The 17,937-nt window shown below is 74.1% G+C and carries 15 protein-coding genes and 1 pseudogene; 12 read left to right on the top strand and 4 right to left on the bottom strand.

Annotated features, from left to right (window positions below; all coding sequences use genetic code 11):
• Positions 1–1,140, bottom strand: coding sequence for a cytochrome P450 family protein (locus Sru02f_RS00555; RefSeq protein WP_109029252.1), 1,140 nt, complete (start codon positions 1,138–1,140; stop codon positions 1–3).
• 118 nt (positions 1,141–1,258) lie between these two features.
• On the opposite strand from Sru02f_RS00555, the pseudogene Sru02f_RS00560 reads away from it, so the two are divergent.
• Positions 1,259–1,996 (top strand): annotated as a pseudogene (locus Sru02f_RS00560) (TetR/AcrR family transcriptional regulator).
• A 12-nt stretch (positions 1,997–2,008) separates the two neighbouring features.
• Here the strand turns inward: Sru02f_RS00560 and Sru02f_RS00565 are convergent.
• From Sru02f_RS00565 to Sru02f_RS00575, 3 genes are all read right to left on the bottom strand, one after another.
• Entirely contained in the window at positions 2,009–2,245 is a 237-nt protein-coding gene (locus Sru02f_RS00565) for a twin-arginine translocase TatA/TatE family subunit (protein WP_109029254.1), read from the bottom strand.
• Between the two features lie 125 nt (positions 2,246–2,370).
• Positions 2,371–2,826, bottom strand: a complete 456-nt coding sequence (locus Sru02f_RS00570; RefSeq protein WP_003975175.1) for a tellurite resistance TerB family protein — start codon at positions 2,824–2,826, stop codon at positions 2,371–2,373.
• A 117-nt stretch (positions 2,827–2,943) separates the two neighbouring features.
• Positions 2,944–3,915, bottom strand: a complete 972-nt coding sequence (locus Sru02f_RS00575) for a sporulation protein (RefSeq protein WP_167469278.1) — start codon at positions 3,913–3,915, stop codon at positions 2,944–2,946.
• 270 nt (positions 3,916–4,185) lie between these two features.
• Here Sru02f_RS00575 and Sru02f_RS00580 point away from each other — a divergent pair, with 270 nt between their 5' ends.
• From Sru02f_RS00580 to Sru02f_RS00630, 11 genes are all read left to right on the top strand, one after another.
• The gene (locus Sru02f_RS00580) at positions 4,186–5,562 is read left to right on the top strand and encodes a hemolysin family protein (protein ID WP_109029256.1); all 1,377 of its coding nucleotides are present in this window, start codon (positions 4,186–4,188) and stop codon (positions 5,560–5,562) included.
• The gene (locus Sru02f_RS00585; protein ID WP_109029257.1) at positions 5,559–6,584 is read left to right on the top strand and encodes a hemolysin family protein; all 1,026 of its coding nucleotides are present in this window, start codon (positions 5,559–5,561) and stop codon (positions 6,582–6,584) included. The genes Sru02f_RS00580 and Sru02f_RS00585 overlap by 4 nt, the downstream gene beginning before the upstream one ends.
• Positions 6,585–6,787: 203 nt before the next feature.
• Complete coding sequence (locus tag Sru02f_RS00590) at positions 6,788–8,863, top strand: TerD family protein (protein WP_244941725.1); 2,076 nt, start codon at positions 6,788–6,790, stop codon at positions 8,861–8,863.
• 102 nt (positions 8,864–8,965) lie between these two features.
• On the top strand, positions 8,966–9,346 hold the full coding sequence (locus Sru02f_RS00595; RefSeq protein ID WP_244941726.1) for a hypothetical protein: 381 nt from the start codon (positions 8,966–8,968) through the stop codon (positions 9,344–9,346).
• 61 nt (positions 9,347–9,407) lie between these two features.
• Positions 9,408–9,920: a hypothetical protein gene (locus tag Sru02f_RS00600; RefSeq protein ID WP_109029259.1), complete on the top strand. Its 513-nt coding sequence runs from the start codon at positions 9,408–9,410 to the stop codon at positions 9,918–9,920.
• Between the two features lie 155 nt (positions 9,921–10,075).
• Entirely contained in the window at positions 10,076–11,053 is a 978-nt protein-coding gene (locus tag Sru02f_RS00605) for an alpha/beta hydrolase (RefSeq protein WP_109029260.1), read from the top strand.
• Positions 11,050–12,264, top strand: coding sequence for an acyltransferase family protein (locus Sru02f_RS00610; RefSeq protein WP_109029261.1), 1,215 nt, complete (start codon positions 11,050–11,052; stop codon positions 12,262–12,264). Before Sru02f_RS00605 ends, Sru02f_RS00610 begins: the two co-directional genes overlap by 4 nt.
• 184 nt (positions 12,265–12,448) lie before the next feature.
• On the top strand, positions 12,449–13,690 hold the full coding sequence (locus tag Sru02f_RS00615) for a sensor histidine kinase (RefSeq protein WP_174854978.1): 1,242 nt from the start codon (positions 12,449–12,451) through the stop codon (positions 13,688–13,690).
• Entirely contained in the window at positions 13,687–14,361 is a 675-nt protein-coding gene (locus tag Sru02f_RS00620; protein ID WP_003975186.1) for a response regulator, read from the top strand. The genes Sru02f_RS00615 and Sru02f_RS00620 overlap by 4 nt, the downstream gene beginning before the upstream one ends.
• A gap of 189 nt (positions 14,362–14,550) precedes the next feature.
• Positions 14,551–15,402, top strand: a complete 852-nt coding sequence (locus tag Sru02f_RS00625) for an ABC transporter ATP-binding protein (protein ID WP_109029262.1) — start codon at positions 14,551–14,553, stop codon at positions 15,400–15,402.
• Entirely contained in the window at positions 15,399–17,912 is a 2,514-nt protein-coding gene (locus tag Sru02f_RS00630; RefSeq protein ID WP_109029263.1) for an ABC transporter permease, read from the top strand. Before Sru02f_RS00625 ends, Sru02f_RS00630 begins: the two co-directional genes overlap by 4 nt.
• Positions 17,913–17,937: the final 25 nt, after the last annotated feature.

The raw sequence follows: 17,937 nt of genomic DNA on the forward strand, positions 1-17,937 counted from the left end.
TCAGCCGAGCCGCACCGGCAGTTCCACCAGCCCCCGCAGCAGGGTGCTGGTGCGCCAGGTGAGCGCCGCCGGGTCGGCGACCGGGGCGAGCGCGGGATGCCGGTCGAGCAGCAGGCGTACGGCGACGGCGGCCTCGACGCGGGCCAGCGGGGCGCCCAGGCAGTGGTGCGGGCCGTGGCCGAAACCGAGGTGGCCCCGCGGGCGGCGGCCGATGTCGAAGCGGTCGGGATCGGGGAAGTGCGCCGGGTCGCGGGAGGCGGCGGCGAGGGAGACGAGCACCGGTTCGCCCGCCGCGATCGCGGTGCCCGCCAGCTCCAGCGGCTCGGCCGCGAAGCGGAACGCGGAGGAGTGGACGGGCGAGTGGTACCGCAGCGACTCCTCCACGGCGGCCTCGGTCAGCTCCGGCTCGGCGCGCAGGCGGGCGAGCTGGTCGGGGTGGGTGAGCAGGCCGTGCACGGTGGCGGAGATCAGGTTGACGGTCGTCTCGTGCCCGGCGACCAGGATGAGGAAGGCCATGCCGAGCAGTTCGTCCGGGGTGAGTTCGCCGCTGTCGGCGGCGGCGACCAGATCGCCGAGCAGCGTGCCGTCCGGGGTGCGCCGCTTGGCGTCGGTCAGCTCGGTGAGGTAGCCGGTCAGCGCGGTCGCCGCCGACCCGGCCGCCTCCGGCGAAGTGGGCATGACCAGCTCGTTCGACCAGGTGTGGAAGCCCTGGCGGTCGGCCTCGGGCACGCCCAGCAGCTCGCAGATCACCGTGACCGGCAGCGGCAGCGCGTACCGGGCGACCAGGTCGGCCGTGCCCGTCGGCGGCAGCGCGTCCAGCAGGTCGTGCGCGATGCGCTCGACGCGCGGGCGCAGGGCGGCGGTCCGGCCCGGCGTGAAGTGTCCGGCGACCAGCCGGCGCAGGCGGGTGTGGAGCGGCGGGTCGCTCTGGAGCATGTTGTGGCCGATGGCGTGCCCGCCGTCGCTGTCCCAGGAAGCGGAGTGCCGGATGTCGTTGCGCAGCCGCGGGTCGGTGAGCGCGGCCCGTGCCGCGTCGCGCGTCACCACCAGCCGGCTCTCCCCGCTGCCCGGCACGAGCACCCGGTGCACGGCGCCCACGGCCCGCAGGGCGGCCAGTTCCTCGGAGGTGGGCGCGGTCATGGGACCTCCTGTGAAGGACGGCTAAACGGGGAGTGCTCCCCATTTCCTCCGCCGACGATAGCATCGGCGTTCGGAGCACGGGGAGCACTCCCCGGTTCGTACGACCCGGAGGGCGAGGATGACCGTCGGCGCACGCGACGGAGCGCCCCGGCAGCGACGCGACGCGCGGCGCAACCGGGAGCTTCTGCTGGAGGCGGCCCACGAGGTGTTCACCGAGCAGGGGCTGGACGCGGCGCTGGACGTGATCGCGCGCCGGGCGGGGGTCGGCAACGCGACGCTCTACCGCCACTTCCCCACCCGTGCCGCCCTGGTGGACGCCGTGTTCCGGGACTCGCTGACCGGCACGATGGACGCCGGGGAGCGGGCCAGGAAAGCGCCGGACGCGTGGACCGGGCTCACCGGCTATCTGGAGGTGGTCTTCGGCGCCCTGGCCGCGGACCGGGGCTCCAACGACCTCATGACCACGCACCTGCGGGGCGTCGACAGCCTGGAGGCCGTGCACGAGCACAACCGCCGGACCGTGGACACGCTGCTGACCCGACTGCGCGACGAGGGCACCGTCCGCGCCGACGTCACCACCGAGGACGTCCTGTTCGGGCTCGCGGCGCTCGGCCGCGCCGTCCCGGCACTGAGCGCCGCGACCGCGGCCACGGCGGCCGGCGCGTCCGCGCCCGCGGCCGGGACCGCGCCGGACGCCTGGCGCCGCCCCTCGCCCTGTTCCTGGGCGGCCTGCGCACCGCGCCGGCCGCCGCGGCCCTGCCGGCAGCCGGCGCTCACCGCCGCCGAACTCGGCGAGGTCCTGCGCGAACTGGGCCCGCACCGCACCCGCGCCGGGGACCGCGAGCCCCGCGCGTGAGACGGGCCGGGGTCAGCCCCGGGGGCCGGTGCCGCCGTCGTTACCGGTGTCGGTGTCCTCGCGCTTGACCGTCTCCCCCGGGATGACGCGCGGCGTCCCCGGTTCGTCCGCGTCCCTGGCCGCGCGGGCCTCGGACTTGAGGATGCGGGCCGACTTGCCCGCCGAGCGGGTCAGCTCGGGGAGCTTCTTGACGGCCAGGACGGCCGCGACGACGACGAGAATGATCGCGAGCTCGCTGAGTCCGAACACGGCGCTCTCCTGGGGGACGTACGGTCACGGGCCCGCGGCACGGGCCCGCACACGGAATCTACGGCACGGTCGGCGGGCCCGGGGGCCCGCACGGTCTGGTGGCTCTCAGAGGCTCTCGGAGGTTCTCAGAGGTCGAACTCGTGCGGCGGCAGGTCGAGGGCGTAGCACGCCTCGCGGACCACGGCACGCTCGTCCTTGTCGAAGTCCCCGTCGGCGCCGCCGATCACGATGCCGATCTGGACCACGGCCCGTGCCTCGGCGGGCTTCTTCTTCGCCTTGGCGATCTCCTGGAGGATGCCGACCTTGCCGAAGGCGAAGTCGGCGGTCAGCTTGTCCAGGTTCTCCTCGAAGCGGCGGCGCAGGTCGTCGGCGGGGAAGTTCTGCAGCACCTCGTTGGTCGAGATCAGCTGGGCGACCCGCTGCCGCTCCGAGGCGTCGACGGTGCCGTCGGCCGCGGCGACCAGCGCGCACATCGCCATGCTCGCGTCGCGGAAGGCGCCGCTCTTGAGGTCGTTCTTCTTCGCCACGAGCTGCGTCTGCATCTGCGACGCGGACTCCTTGAAGCGGTCCCACAGGGCCATGAGAACTCCGTACTCCGTACCGGTCGGACGGGAAGGGATGTGACGGGAAGGGGTGATCGGACTGGTCGGGGAGACCGGGACTGGCGGTCCCGAACCTCTACAGCACTGTAGAAGCTATCAGCCTTCCCCGTCGCCGGAGTGGCCCTCGAAGAAGTCCCCCGCCTCGTCGACGACTTGGGCCGCCACCGTCCCCCCGGCGACCCCGGCGACCCCGGCGACCCCGGCGACCCCCGCGGCCCCGGCCGTGACGGCCGCGCCGACCCCGGAGTCGTGGCCGTACACCGCGTGGGAGCCGTACGACGCCCGGTGCTCGACCAGCTCCCGCATCCAGCCGTCGACGAGGGCGTTCCAGTCCCGCGGTCCGGCGGAGCCCTCGTGCGGGACGGTGAAGCGGCTGAGCGCGTCGTGGCCGCCGTGGCCGTCGGAGGGCGGGCCGCCGCGCTTGTCCGCCTCCAGCACCACCTCGAGGGCGCCGGGTACGGCCAGGAAGGTCAGCTCGATCTCGTCGACCTGGTGGGCGAAGTGCGGGGGCGGGGTCAGTTCGATCTCCTGGTGGAAGGGCAGCTGCTGCCCGGTGCCGCCGATGCGGCCGTACTCCAGGTCGGCGGAGCGGAATCCGCAGCCGAGCCGGCCGAGGGCCTCCAGGACGGCCTCCTGCGCCGGGAGCGGCGCCACGGCGAACGGGTCCAGGTCGCCGCAGTCCCGGGCCCCGGCGACGGCCAGCTCGGTGCGCACGCCGAGCACGACGCCCAGCTGCCGCCCGTACAGCTCGGTGGCCGGGGTCTCCCAGGGCAGCGTCACCGTGAACGGGATGCTCGTCTCCTCGCCCGCCGCGAGCCGGAAGGCGCCGCTCACGGTGTGCCGGCCGAAGACGACGACGCCCTCGCCGTCACCGTGCTCCCCGTCCCCCGTCTCCACGCGGGCCACCAGCTCCAGCGCGACCTGCTCGACGTCGTGGCCGGCGGTGCCGCCGACGATGCGGACCCGGCCCGACAGGGTGCCTCCCGGCCGGGCGGCGCCCGGGGCGAGCGTCGTGTCCACCGTGGGTCCGCCCACGCCGAGGGAACCGAGCAGCCGCTTGAACACCATCGAGGCGTTCTCTCCTTCGCGTTCGTGCGGGGAACAACCGGAACCGGCCGGCCGTTCTCTACAGGCGAGTAGAAGCATAGGGGTCTCAGGACTCCCGATCTTTTTGCTCGTCCTTTACCATGAGGGAGAACCCTCGGGCGCCCGGCTGGTACCGGCGCCCACCGACCCCGTTAAGGAGTCCCGTTCCGTAATGGAGCCTCCCAGTACCGGCCGTGCCACGGCCGGCCCACCAGTGCCCCCGTATGTGCGTGAGGGAAGCGGGGTGGCACGGTGACCGAGGTCCTGCTGCTCCTGCTGGCCCTCCTCCTCACCCTGGCCTGCGCGCTCTTCGTCGCGGCCGAGTTCTCCCTCACCACCGTCGAGCGCTCCGACCTGGAGCGTGCCGCCGAGTCCGGTGAGCGCGGCGCGGACGGCGCCCTGCGGGCCGTACGCTCCCTGACCCTCCAGCTGTCCGGTGCCCAGCTCGGCATCACGGTGACCTCGCTGGTCATCGGCATGCTGGCCGAGCCGTCGATCGCGGTGCTGCTGCGCGGCCCGCTGACGGCGATCGGCCTGGGCGGCGCCGCCTCGACGGTGGCGACCCTGCTCGGCGTGGTGCTCTCCACCGTCGTCCTGATGGTCGTCGGCGAGCTGGTCCCCAAGAACTGGGCGATCTCCCGCCCGCTGGCCGTCGCGAAGGTCGTCGCGGGCCCGCAGCGCGGCTTCACCACCGCTTTCGGCCCCTTCATCCGGCACCTGAACAACACGGCGAACCGTTTCGTGCGCCGCTTCGGCCTGGAACCGGCCGAGGAACTGGCGTCCGCCCGCAGCGCCGAGGAGCTGGTCGCCCTCGCCCAGCACTCGGCCGCGGAGGGCGCCCTGGAGGCCGACTCGGCCGAGCTCTTCGTCCGTACGCTGCACCTGAGCGAGCTGACCGCGGAGAACGTCATGACGCCGCGCGTGGACGTCAAGGCCCTGGAGGCCCACGCCACCGCCGCCGACGCCGCGAACCTCTCGCACGCCACCGGCCTGTCCCGCTTCCCGGTCTACCGGGACAGCCTGGACGAGGTCGTCGGCACCGTCCACATCCGCGACGTGCTGGCCCTGGAGCCGGAGAAGCGCCGGGCCACCCCCGTCACCGAGCTGGCCACCGCGCCGCTCCTGGTACCGGACAGCCTGCCCGCCGACCGCCTCCTGGAGCGCATGCGCGCCACCCGCACCATGGCCGTCGTCATCGACGAGTACGGCGGCACGGCGGGCGTGGCGACCGTCGAGGACATCGTCGAGGAGGTCGTCGGCGAGGTGCGCGACGAGCACGACCCGGTCGAGATACCGGACCTGCTGCCCGCCCCCGCGGACCCCGACGGCCGCGCGGCCTGGGAGGCCGACGGCTCGCTGCGCCTGGACCACCTGGAGCGCATCGGCCTGACCGCGCCGGAGGGACCGTACGAGACCCTGGCCGGCCTGGTCGCCACCCACCTGGCACGCATCCCCGCCAAGGGTGACGTGGTCGCCCTGGACGGCTGGCGCATCGACGTCCTCGACGTCGACCACCACCGTGCCGACCGTCTGCGCGTCACGGCACCCGTGCCGGACGACGCCCGGTCGGCGTACGAGCGGCCGGCCGGCGAGCGGTCGGCGCACGGCGAGCGGGAGCTGGCCCGATGACCGTCGTACAGCTCTTCATCGGCGCGCTGACGCTGCTGACCAACGCGTTCTTCGTGGGCGCCGAGTTCGCCATGATCTCGGTGCGCCGCAGCCAGATCGAGCCGCGCGCGAAGACGGGCGACAAGCGCGCCCGGATGACCCTGTGGGGCCTGCAGCACATCTCCCAGATGATGGCCACGGCCCAGCTCGGCATCACCGTCTCCTCCCTGGTGCTCGGCGCGGTCGCGGAGCCGGCCATCGCGCACCTGATGGAGCCGGTGTTCGAGGCGGTCCACATGCCGCACGCGCTGGTCCACCCGGTGGCCTTCGCCATCGCCCTCACCCTGGCGACGTATCTCCACATGCTGATCGGCGAGATGATCCCGAAGAACATCGCGCTGGCCGCCCCGGCGACCACCGCGCTGTTCCTCGGCCCGCCGCTGGTCGCCCTCACCCGGGCCCTGAAGCCGGTCGTCTTCGGCATCAACGCCTTCGCCAACACGCTGCTCAAGCTGCTGCGGGTGGAGCCGAAGGACGAGGTCGAGGCCGTCTTCACCGACGACCAGCTGGCCCGCATGGTGGTCGACGCCAGCGAGGCCGGACTGCTCACCCCGGCCGACGGCGAGCGCCTGCGCGACGCGCTGGAGCTGGGCACCCGCCCGGTCGGCGAGATCCTGGTCCCGGCCCAGAAGATGCGCACCGTCCCGCACACGGTCACCCCGGCCGAGCTGGAACGCATGGCCGCCGACGCGGGCTACTCCCGCTTCCCGGTCACCGGCCCCGGCGGCACCGTCCTCGGCTACCTGCACATCAAGGACACCCTGGGCCTGACCGACCGCGAGAGCCCCTTCCCGCGCACGGCCCTGCACCGCGTCACCCGCGTCCGCATCGACACCCCCCTGGACGACACCCTCACCGCCCTGCGCACCGAGGACAGCCACCTGGCCGCCGTCACCGGCGAGACGGGCTCGGTCCTGGGCTTCGTCACGATGGAGGACGTCCTGACGGAACTGGTGGGCCCGACGACGCCGGTGGCGTCGTAACGCGACGCGGCCGATCGCCCCCCGGTCGGCCGCGTTCCGTTCCCTTCCAGGCGCCTTGTGCGCTTGACCCACGATTGCCCCCACCACGCATTAGAGTGCCGCCGTGCGCTGAGTGTGCTGTGAGTCACAGCGCGACACGGCGGACGGGCTAGGGGAGTCCGTCCGCGCTCGAACGCAAGTGCTTGGGGGGTTCTGTGTACGAAATGGTCAAGGGGTCCAACGTCGCCCTGTCGACTCTGAGTGACAGCGTCGGCTCGGTCATCGTGAGCCTGGGCTGGGCCAGTCCGACCGGCGAAGGCGATGCGGACGTGTCCGTCCTGCTGCTGGGCGGCCAGGGGAAGGTGCGCAGCGACGCCGACTTCTACTTCTACAACAACGCGGTCGCCGCCGACGGCAGTGTGCAACTCCTGGGCAAGGCTCCCACGGGGGAGGGCAGCGAGGACCGTATCGTCTTCGACCTGACGGCGATCCCGCCGGACGTGGAGCGGGTGGTCGTCGCGGCCAGCCGGTACGAGGGCGCCCGGTTCGGTGAGCTGGACGACCTTCGGGTGACCTTGGCCGACGGGACCGGCGACGGTCTGCTGCGGTTCGCGATCGACGACGCCGGGTCGGTGAGCGCCTTCATCTTCGGCGAGTTGTACCGCCGCGGTGAGGAGTGGAAGTTCCGGGCCGTCGGCCAGGGGTACGACAACGGCCTGGCCGGGCTGGCGACCGACTTCGGCGTGGACATCGACGACGACGCGTCCGGCGAGGACGAGCAGCCGGACGACGAGGCGGAGGACGTCGCCCGTCCCGCGGCTGTCACCGAGGAGCAACCGCCCCGCGCCGCGGAGCCGGAATCCGCACCCGCGGCGACGGCCGAGCCGGTGCCGTCCACGCCGTTGGAAGCGGTGCCCGCTCCCCGGCGGCCGGAGGAGGACGCGCAGCCGAAGAAGACAGCCGCACGTCCGCGCACCGCCAAGAAGAAGGTCACCCTGCCCAAGGTGGTGAAGAAGTCCCTCGCGGAGAACGACTCCTGGAAGGAGGCGAGGCTCTTCCCGGTGTCCGCGCTCAAGAGCGACCGGGACCGCGAGACACGCGCCACCTCGGTGCTGCTGTCGGTGATGGCGCAGGTACCGGAGTTCGGCAGGAGGCTCACCGCCGCCTTCGGCGCTCCGGCCGGCCGCATGGAGACCTTCACCGAGGTCTCGTTGCCGCACGGCGACACCCCGCGCCGCCCGGACGGCGTCATCCGGGTGGAGCGGGCCGGCAAGTTGTGGACGGCGCTGGTCGAGACCAAGACCAACGGCAACGCACTCAGGCCCGAACAGGTGCAGGCGTACGCGGACATCGCCGCCAGACGCGGCTACGAGGCCGTCATCACGCTCTCGAACGACGTTGCGCTGGAGGGCAGCCCGCTCGTCGACGTCAAGATCGACGGCCGGCGCAAGCACAAGGTGGCCCTGTGGCACCTGTCCTGGGCCGAGGTGGCACACCAGGCACAGATGCTGCTGCGGCACGAGGGCGTGGGCAACGCCGCACACGCCTGGCTGCTTCAGGAGCTCCTCCACTATCTCCAGCACGAGAACTCCGGCTGCCACGGCTTCCAGAACATGGGCGCGGCCTGGGTGCCCGTTCGCCGCGGCATCGACGACGAGACCCTGTGCCAGGGCGATCCGCGCCTGCTGGAGGTGGTCGAGAGCTGGGAGCGTCTCGTCAGGCAGGTCTGCCTGGGACTCGGCGGCGAACTCGGGCACAAGGTGCTCCCCGTGCAGCGCGCCAAGCGCGGAGCCGATCCCGGGGCCCGGCGGGCGGACATGGCGGACCGCCTGTGCGCGGACGGCAGACTGCACGCCGAACTGCGCATCGAAGGCACCCCGGGCGTACTGGCGATCACCGCCGACCTGCGCACCGGAAAGCTGCGCACGTCCTTCGACATCCCGGCACCCGAGCAGGGGTACCCCCTGACCTGGTCGAAACGACTCATCAGACGGCTCGCCGAGGCACCGGCCGACCTGCACGTGGAAACCCTCGTCGAAGGCGAGGCGGGAGGACCGCGGGGCACTCTGGAGCGGCTGCGCCCGGAGCCCGCGGACATGCTTCCGAAGAACGGAGCCCAGATCACCGGCTTCCGGCTCTCCCTCTTCAAGGGCATGGGCAACTCCCGCGGCAAGACGGAGTCGGGCTTCATCCGGAGCGTCGACGACGCCGTGCAGCGGTTCCACGCCTCCGTCGTCACCTCCCTGGACCGGTCGGCTCCACGACCGACGCCCTCGGCGGAGCGCGCCGCGGCGCCCTGATCACCGAACGACGGCGAGGTGCCCCGGTCGTGCGGACGGCCGGGGCCGACTCGATGCCGGGGGCCACCGGTGGACCCCGGTCCGGTGCGCGATGCTTGCCGTATGTTCGAGACGATCCGGTGGCGTTGCCACGTACACGCCAGTGACCGTCGCGGGGCCGAGCGCGTAGTCGGCCGGCTGGCGGCGCGGCTGGACAGGGACATCCGGATCGAGACCTACGAGCGGTACTGGAAGTACCCCGAGCTTGCCGAACTGTGCCTGACGTCGCCCCTCGAGTCGGACGGCCCGGAGGCCGCGCTCCTCGCCGTCCTCCGGAGCGCGTGGCGGATCGCGACGCCCTGGTCGCTGGGAGCCCCGGGAACGGATGGTGAGTTCGACGGGATCGCCTCGGCGAACACCGGGTCCCGCTTCGCCGTTGCGGGAGTCGAGTGGATGGAGTTCTACGTCACCTCCGACGGGTCTGACGAGGGAACCTCGGCGTGAGCGCGTTCGTCTCCACCCACGACAGCGACAGCGACATCCGTACCCGTCGGAGGAGACGCCCATGGCCATGGTCGGCCTGTTCTGGATCACTGAGGGGTGTGTGTACCTGGGGGCGAAGCCCGTCGGTGCGGGGCCCGGTGTGCGGCTGACCGAGGGCGGGGTGGAGATCCTGGGGGACGGGCAGGGCGGCCGGTCCTGGGGGTGGGACGAGGTGCGGGGGCTGGACGTGCGCGACGTGGCCGTGCGGTCGGCCGGGCGGCGGCTGGCGTCCATGGCGTTCGACTCGGTCGTCGTGCTGTTCACAGGCGACGGCGAACAGCCGCCGCTGTTCACGGTGTGCGTGGAGACGGAGGGGGACGGCACGGTCGAGGCGAGCGTTCTGGCCGCCGTCACCGGTGGTATCCACACGCCCGACGAGTACGAACTCTCCCGTTCCCTTCTTGCCCGCCTCGCCGACGGCACCACCACCGTCGGGGAGCTGGTCGGCTGGCGCCGGGACGAGCCCGAGGACGTCGCCCCCACCAAGGACCAGCGTCTGGCGCTGCTGCGGGAGTGGACGGCGGCCTCCGTCTGAGGGACGGGTCGGTCGCCGACGCGGCCGACCTGCTCGTAGCCGACCCCCTACCGGGGTATCACTCCCGGCTTGGCTCTCCGGAGTGACGTCCCGGCCCGTAGCTGCTTCCTACCTTCCCTTCGTCAGCGTCACGACGAGACGGAGGAGGCGGACGGATGGGTCGCTTCAGGAGGGTCCTGACCACCGCCGTACTGACCACGCTGCTGGTCGGCGGCACGGCCGGCTGGGCGTCGGCGAGCAGTGAGAGCGCGCCCGGCGGCCCGCTCCCCGGTACCGCCGCCTGGCTGGCGGACGACTCCCTGGGCAGGAAACTGCCGGACCCCGCCACGGCCACCCCGGCCGAGGTGGCCGCGTTCTTCGCCGGGCTGAGCGGCGCCCAGCGGCACAGACTCGCCGAGGACCATCCCGCCGTGGTGGGCAACCTCGACGGCGTCCCGGTGCACCTCCGTTACGAGGCCAACGCGCCCGCGGGGGACCGGGTGCTGGCGTACGACCCGCGCGGGCGCGGGACGATCGCGCGGGTCGCGGGCGACCTGGAGAACGCAGCCCACGTCTCGGTGATCGTCCCGGGCTCGGACATCGACGCCGGGACCTTCGACCGTACGGCGCGGCGGGCCGCCGACCTCCAGGCGGCGGCGGGCGACGACACGGCCGTCATCGCCTGGGCCGGGTACACGACGCCCTCCGGCATCGGACTCGACCTGGCGACGGGCCGGCTCGCCGAGGCGGGTGCCGAGCGGTTGGTCCGTCTCACCGAGGGGCTGGACGCGGCCGGTCTTCCCGATCCCTCCCTCTTCTGCCACAGCTACGGCTCGGTGGTCTGCGGCCTCGCCGCCGACGACACCGACGCCCGGGACATCGTCGTCATGGGCTCGCCCGGCATGCGCGCCGACGACGTCGGCGACCTCGGCACCGGCGCCCACGTCTGGGCGGCGAAGTCCCCGGACGACTGGATCGACCGCGTCCCCAACGTCGAGTTCCTGGGCCTCGGCCACGGCGTCGACCCCACCTCGCCCGGCTTCGGCGCGACCGTCCTGCCCGCCGACGACGTCCCGGCGCACGACGAGTACTTCGCGCCCGGCACCTCCACCCTGGCCGCGTTCGCGGCGATCGCGGACGGAGAGCGCTCATGAGGGGGCTGCTCGCCAGGCTCGCCCGGCTCGGCGCCCGGGTCGACGAGCGGACCCCGGCCCACCGCGACCGCGCCGTCGACGGCCTGCGCGCGCTGGCGCTGCTGGCCGTGCCCACCGGTCACTGGCTGGTCGGCGGGTTCACCCTCGACGGCGGCGGCGGACTGCACAACGCCAGCCCGCTGGCCACGTTCGGCGCCCTCGCCCCGGCGAGCTGGGTCCTCCAGATGCTGGGCATCTTCTTCCTCGTCGGCGGCTACTCCTCGTTCCTCTCCTACCGGCGTCGCAAGGGGTCGGCCCGGGAGTGGACGGTCGGGCGGCTCAGGCGGCTGGGGCGGCCGGTCCTCGGTGTCACGGCCGTGTGGGCGCTGCTCCTTCCTCTCCTGCACTACGGCCTCGGTGTGCCGGGCGACACCCTGCACACCGCCGCCACGCTGGTCGTCCAGCCGTTGTGGTTCGTCGGCGTCTACGCCGTGATCACGGCCCTCACGCCGTACTGCGTCCGCGCGTCCGAACGCCTGGGCGCCCGGGCCGCGGTGCCGTTGATCGGGTCCGTCGCGGTGGTTGACTTCCTGCGGTACGGGCCCTTCGCGGACGCGATGCCGTCCTGGCTGAGTCTGCTCAACCTGCTGCCGGGCTGGATGTTCGCCTACCAGCTCGGAGTGTCCTGGGCGGACGGGCGGATCGGCAGACGCGGGGCGTGGCTGCTGCTGGCCGGCGGTGCCGCGCTGTTCGCCACGCTGCTGCTGGCCTTCCACTACCCGATGTCGATGGTGGGCGTCCCCGGTGAGGCCCGGACCAACTCCCACCCGCCGTCCCTGCTGGTCCTCGCGCTCGCCGCCGCCCAGTCCGGCGCGGCGATCCTGCTGCGCGACCGGCTGGCCCGGCTGCTGCGGCGGCCCGCCCTGTGGGCGCCGGTGGTGATCGTCAACCTGTCGGCGATGACGATCCTGTGCTGGCACCAGACGGCGATGCTCGCCGCCGCCGTCCCCGGCTCGTACCTCGGTGAGATCCCCGGGCTGACCGCCGCACCCGACACGGGCGGCTGGGTCCTGGCCCGGCCGGCCTGGATGCCGCTCTTCGCGGGGCTGCTCGTGGCGATCGCGAGGTTCGCCCGCCCGCTGGAGTCCCCGTGGGACCGCACCGGCACGGCCCGGCGTGCGGCGGCGGCGGTGCTGGCGGCGGGCTTCGGCTACTTCGCGCTGGCGGCGTGAGCCGGCGACTCCCAGCGCCCCCAACCGACCAGCCCCCAACCGACCACACCGTCCCCGGCCACACCGTCCCCGCCCACACCGTCCCCGGCCGCACCGTCAAGGAGCCCCTCATGCCCCCGCCCCGCGAATCCGCCGCCCCTCCGGACGCCGTCGCGGCGCAGACCGGGCGCCTAGGCTGGTGCCCATGATCCCAGTGGAGGCGGAACGCCCGCGCGCGCTGCTCGCGGGGGCGTCGCGGCGGTGGGTGCGGCTGCTGCCGTGGGCCGTGGCGTTCGTGCTGTGCGTCGCCCTGCTGCCCACCACCATCGTGGTCCTCACCGCCGACTACGGGCTGAACGGCGCCCTCGCGAGCGCGCTGGCCGTCGCCCAGGCCGCCCCGCTGCTGCTCGCCGTCGTACGGCCGTTGCAGGCCTGGTACGTGGTCTTCGCCGCGGACGTGGCCGGTGCGCTCGCCCTGCTCACCGTCGACTTCCAGGAGCGGCTGCTGTGGCCGTTCCCGCCCATGGAGATCGTCGGGTACATCGGCCTCTGCCTCGCCCTGGGCCTGCGCGAGCGGCGCCGGACGCTGCTGCTGGTGTGGCTGGCGACGGCGGGCGCCAACGTCGGCCTGGGGTTCGTCGCCCCCCACGGCACCGGCGCCAAGGACCTGTTGCTCACCATCCTCGGGGGCGTCGCACTCCTGCTGGGCGGCGCGCTGCGCGAGCGGTACGAGGTGCAGCGCAGGCTGGCCGAGCAGGAGACGATCAGCGAGGCCGAGCGGGGCCGGCGCACGCTGCTGGAGGAACGCGCCCGCATCGCACGCGAGCTGCACGACGTGGTGGCGCACCACATGTCCGTCATCACGGTGCAGGCGGACACCGCGGAGTACCGCCTCGCGGCGCTGCCGCCGGACGTGCGGGAGGAGTTCACGTCCATCGCGGCGACCGCGCGGGAGTCGCTCGGCGAGATGCGGCGCCTTCTCGGCGTGCTGCGCAACGAGGAGGCGCACGGCGAACTCGTGCCCCAGCCGGGCCTCGCGCAGATCGGGCAGCTGGTGGAGGCGACGGCGCGGACGGTCGGGCCGGTGGAGTTCACCCCCTGCGACGCCGAGGTGCCGGAGGCGGTGGGCCTCTCGGCGTACCGGATCGTCCAGGAGGCCCTCGCCAACGTCGTACGGCACGCGCCGGGAGCGGCGACGCACGTGTCGCTGACGGTCGCGCGGCCCGCCGACGGGCAGGGCGCCGAGCGGCTCATCGTCCTGGTCGTCAACGACCCGCCGCCCGAGCCGCCCGCCGGGCCGCTCGAAGTGGGCGGCACCGGGCACGGACTGGTCGGCATGCGCGAGCGGGTAAGGCTCGTCGGCGGCACCCTCGACGTGGGGCCGCTGCCGGACGGCGGCTTCCGGGTCGCCGCACAACTTCCCCTGACGGAAGAGGAGATCACGTGACGACGCGCGTCATCATCGTCGACGACCAGGCCATGGTGCGGGCCGGCTTCGCCGCGCTGCTGGCCGCCCAGAGCGACATCGACGTGGTGGGCGAGGCCCCCGACGGCGCGCAGGGCGTCGAGCTGAGCCGGCGTACGCATCCGGACGTCGTCCTCATGGACGTGCGGATGCCCGAGATGGACGGGCTGGAGGCCGCGCGCCGGCTGCTGTCGCCGCCGCCGGGGGTGACCCACCGGCCGCGGGTGCTGATGCTCACCACGTTCGACGTCGACGACTACGTGTACGAGGCGCTGCGGGCGGGCGCCAGCGGCTTCCTGCTGAAGGACGCGCCGCCGGCCGACCTCATCGCGGCGGTCCGCGTCGTGGCCTCGGGCGACGCGCTGCTCGCCCCGTCCGTCACCCGCCGCCTCATCGCGGACTTCGCCCAGCAGCGCCCCGCGTCACGGGGCAAACCCGCGCTGCGGCTCAAGGGGCTGACGGAACGTGAGACCGAGGTCCTCACCCTGGTCGCCCGCGGCCAGTCGAACACGGAGATCGCCCGGACCCTGGTGCTGGCCGAGCAGACGGTCAAGACCCACGTCAGCCGCGTCCTCACCAAGCTCGACCTGCGCGACCGCGCGCAGGCGGTGGTCTTCGCGTACGAGTCGGGGCTGGTGGCCCCGGGAGAGTAGTCCCGCCCGTCCCGCCCGGCCGGTCGCACCGACGACCCGCCCGTCCACGGTGCCCCGCCTCCCTCCTTCGCCCCCTACCGGGGTAGCACCTCCACATTGGCTCCCCGGTATGACGCCCGGCGCCGAGCCGTCCCCGCACTCTTCACCTCGTCACAGAGACGCACGAAGCACGGACGAGGAGACGGCACCATGAGGCTACGCAAGGGCAACCGGCAGAAGGCGGACGACCGGGCGAGGGCGGACCACCGCGACCACCGCCCCGAGGCGCCCGCCGCCACGCCCGGGCTCGCCGTCGAGCTGCGCGGGGTCCGGCGGCGGTACGGCCGCGGCACGGGCACCGTGCACGCCCTCGCGGGCATCGACCTCGCCCTGCCGCGCGGCACCTTCACCGCCGTCATGGGCCCCTCCGGGTCCGGCAAGTCCACCTTCCTCCAGTGCGCCGCCGGGCTCGACCGGCCGTCGGCCGGATCGGTGCGACTCGGCGGTACGGAGATCACCGGCATGAACGAGAACGAGCTGACCGAACTGCGCCGCAGCCGCCTCGGCTTCGTCTTCCAGGCGTTCAACCTGCTGCCGTCGCTGACCGTGGAGCAGAACGTCCTGCTGCCCATGCGCCTGGCCGGGCAGCGCCAGGACCACCGCCGGGCGGCCGACGTACTCGCGCAGGTCGGGCTCGCCGACAAGGCGCGGCGCCGGCCCGGCGAGCTGTCCGGCGGCCAGCAGCAGCGGGTGGCCGTCGCCCGCGCCCTGGTCACCACCCCCGACGTGATCTTCGCCGACGAGCCCACCGGCGCCCTCGACACCGGCACCGCGGCCGAGGTCCTCGGACTGCTCCGGCAGGCGGTGGACAGCCTCGGCGCCACCGTCGTCATGGTCACCCACGACCCGGCCGCGGCCGCCTGGGCCGACCGCGTGCTGTTCCTCGCCGACGGGGCCTTCGCCGACCACCTGGAGCGGGGTTCGGCGGAGCAGATCGCGGCGCGGATGACCGCGCTCACCGGCCGGGCGCGGGCGACGGCCGCGGCGGGGGTGGCGGCATGAGTCTCAAGCCCAACGGCCTGGCCCGCGCGGCCGTACGCTTCAAGCCCGCCTCGTTCGCGGGCACGTTCGTCGCGCTGCTGATGTCGGCGCTGATCGTCGCGGCCTGCGGTGTCCTGCTGGAGACCGGCATCCGCGCCTCGGTGCCGGCCGAGCGGTACGCGAACGCGCCGGTCGTCGCGGCGGCCGACCAGTCCGCGCGCGTCGTCGCCGACACCGTCGACGGCCCCGAGGAGACCGAGTACCCGCTGCCCGACACCGCCCGCGTGGACGCGGGGCTGGCGGCGAAGGCCGCCCAGGTGCCGGGTGCGGCCGCCGCCGTGCCGGACTTCACCTTCCCGGTGCACGGCGCGGACTCGGCGGGCGCGCTCACCGGCCACGGCTGGGGCTCGCACGTCTTCACCGGCACCGCGCTGACGCAGGGCGGCGCACCGCACCCGGGCGAGGTCGTGCTCGGCGCGGACGCGGCCCGTACCGCCAAGGCGGGGGTCGGCGACACCGTCGTGCTGGAGACGGCCGACGGCCGCACCGGATTCCGGGTGTCCGGGCTGGCCGAGGCCGGTGCCGGGGACACCGTCGGCGAGGGGGCGGGCGGCGCGGCCACGGCCTGGTTCGCCGACGCCGAGGCGCCCGTGCTGGCCGGGCACCCCGGCAAGGCCGACGCCATCGCCGTGACGGCGAAGGACGGGGCCGACACGGACGCCCTCGCCGCCGCCGTGGAGAAGGCCCTCACCGGCACCGGCGCGCGGACGCTCACCGGGGACGACCGCGGCGAGGTCGAGGACCACGGGCTGGCGTACGGCAAGGAGACGCTCTTCGCGATCGGCGGCTCCTTCGGCGGCATCGCCACCCTGGTCGCGGTCTTCACCGCGGCCGGGACGGTCGCCCTCTCCGTCGGCCAGCGCACCCGCGAGTTCGCGCTGCTGCGCGCCGTCGGCGCCACCCCGCGGCAGATCCGGCGCGCGGTCGCCGCCGAGGCGCTCCTGGTCGCCCCGCTCGCCGGGCTGCTCGGCTGCCTGCCGGGCATCGGGCTCGCGCACTGGTGGTTCGGGCAGATGCAGGACCGCGGGGCGGTTCCCGAGGCGGTCGAACTGCACGTCTCGGGGTTCCCGCTGCTGGCCGCCGTCGGCGTCGGGCTGCTCACGGCGCTGGGCGCCGGCCTGGCGGCCGGGCGCAGGCCCGCGAAGATCAAGCCGGGCCAGGCGCTCGCCGAGGCCTCGGTTGAGCGGCTGCGGCCGGGTGTCGTCCGTACCGTCCTCGGTGTCGCCGCGGTCGGCGGCGGCTCGGCGCTCGCCGGTGTGGCGGCCTCCGCCGCCGGTTCCGACGCGGCCAACGCCTCCCTCGGCGTGGTCATGCTCTTCATGCTGGCCGTCGCGCTGCTGGGCCCGATCCTGGCCCGGCTGTGCGCGGGGCTGTTCGGACTGCTGCTGCGCGGCGGTGACGCCTCCGCGTCGCTGGCCGCCGCCAACTCCCGTACCAACGCCCGCCGCCTGGCCTCCGCGATCACCCCGATCGTGCTGGCGATGGCCTTCGCCTCGACGCTGGTCTTCATGCACACCAGCGAGAGCCACGTCGCCTCGGAGCAGCTCCGCGACGGCATCACGGCGGACCACGTCGTCACCGCCCCGGCCGGCCTGCCCGCCGACGCCGCCGACCGGGCCGCCCGCGCGCCCGGCGTCGACGCGGCCGTGAGCCTGCTGGACACGCAGGTGCTGGTGCCCGTCCGGGGCGGCGGCGAGACCTCGTTGCAGGGGACGGCGACCCAGGGCGTCTCGGGCTCCGGCGCCCAGCTCGCGCAGGTGCAGGACCTGGACGTGCGCGAGGGCAGCCTGGACCGGGTGGGCGAGGGCCGCATCGCCATCGACCGGACCCTCGCCACCGCCACGGACACCGGCCTCGGCGACAGGCTGTCGCTCTACCTGCCCGACGGCACGAAGGCCGCCCCGGAAGTCGTCGCCGTCTACGGCCGCGGCCTGGGCCTGCCGGCGGTGACCATGGACCGAGCCTCCCTGGACGGGCACGTCACGTCCGCCTTCGCCGACACCCTGCTGGTCAGCGGCGGCGACGCCGGGCCGCTCGCCCCCCTCGGCGAGGTCACCGACGCCTCCGGCTACGCCCTCGCGCAGAACGTGGACCGCGAGTTCGGCGCCTGGGCCAACTACATGATGGCCGCCGTCCTGGGCGGTTTCGCCGCCGTCGCCGCGGTCAACACCCTGGTGATGACGGTCCTGGACCGACGCCGCGAACTGCACACCCTCCGCCTCGTCGGCTCCACCCGGCGCCAGGTGCTGCGCATGCTGGGCTGGGAAAGCCTGCTGGTGTCGGCGGCGGGCGTGGCCCTGGGCACCGCCATCGCCATGATCACGCTGACCCCGATGATGCGCGGCCTGACCGGCGAGTTCCCGCACGTGCCGCCGCTGCTGTACGCCGCCTTCGCGGCGACCGCGGTAGCCCTCGGCCTGGCCGCCGTCACCCTCCCGGCCCGCGCGGCCCTGCGCGACCGGGGTGCCTGAGAGCGCGACCGGGGGCCCAGAACCG

It is taken from the genome of Streptomyces rubrogriseus, assembly GCF_027947575.1.
In the GTDB taxonomy this organism is placed as follows: Bacteria; Actinomycetota; Actinomycetes; order Streptomycetales; family Streptomycetaceae; genus Streptomyces; species Streptomyces rubrogriseus.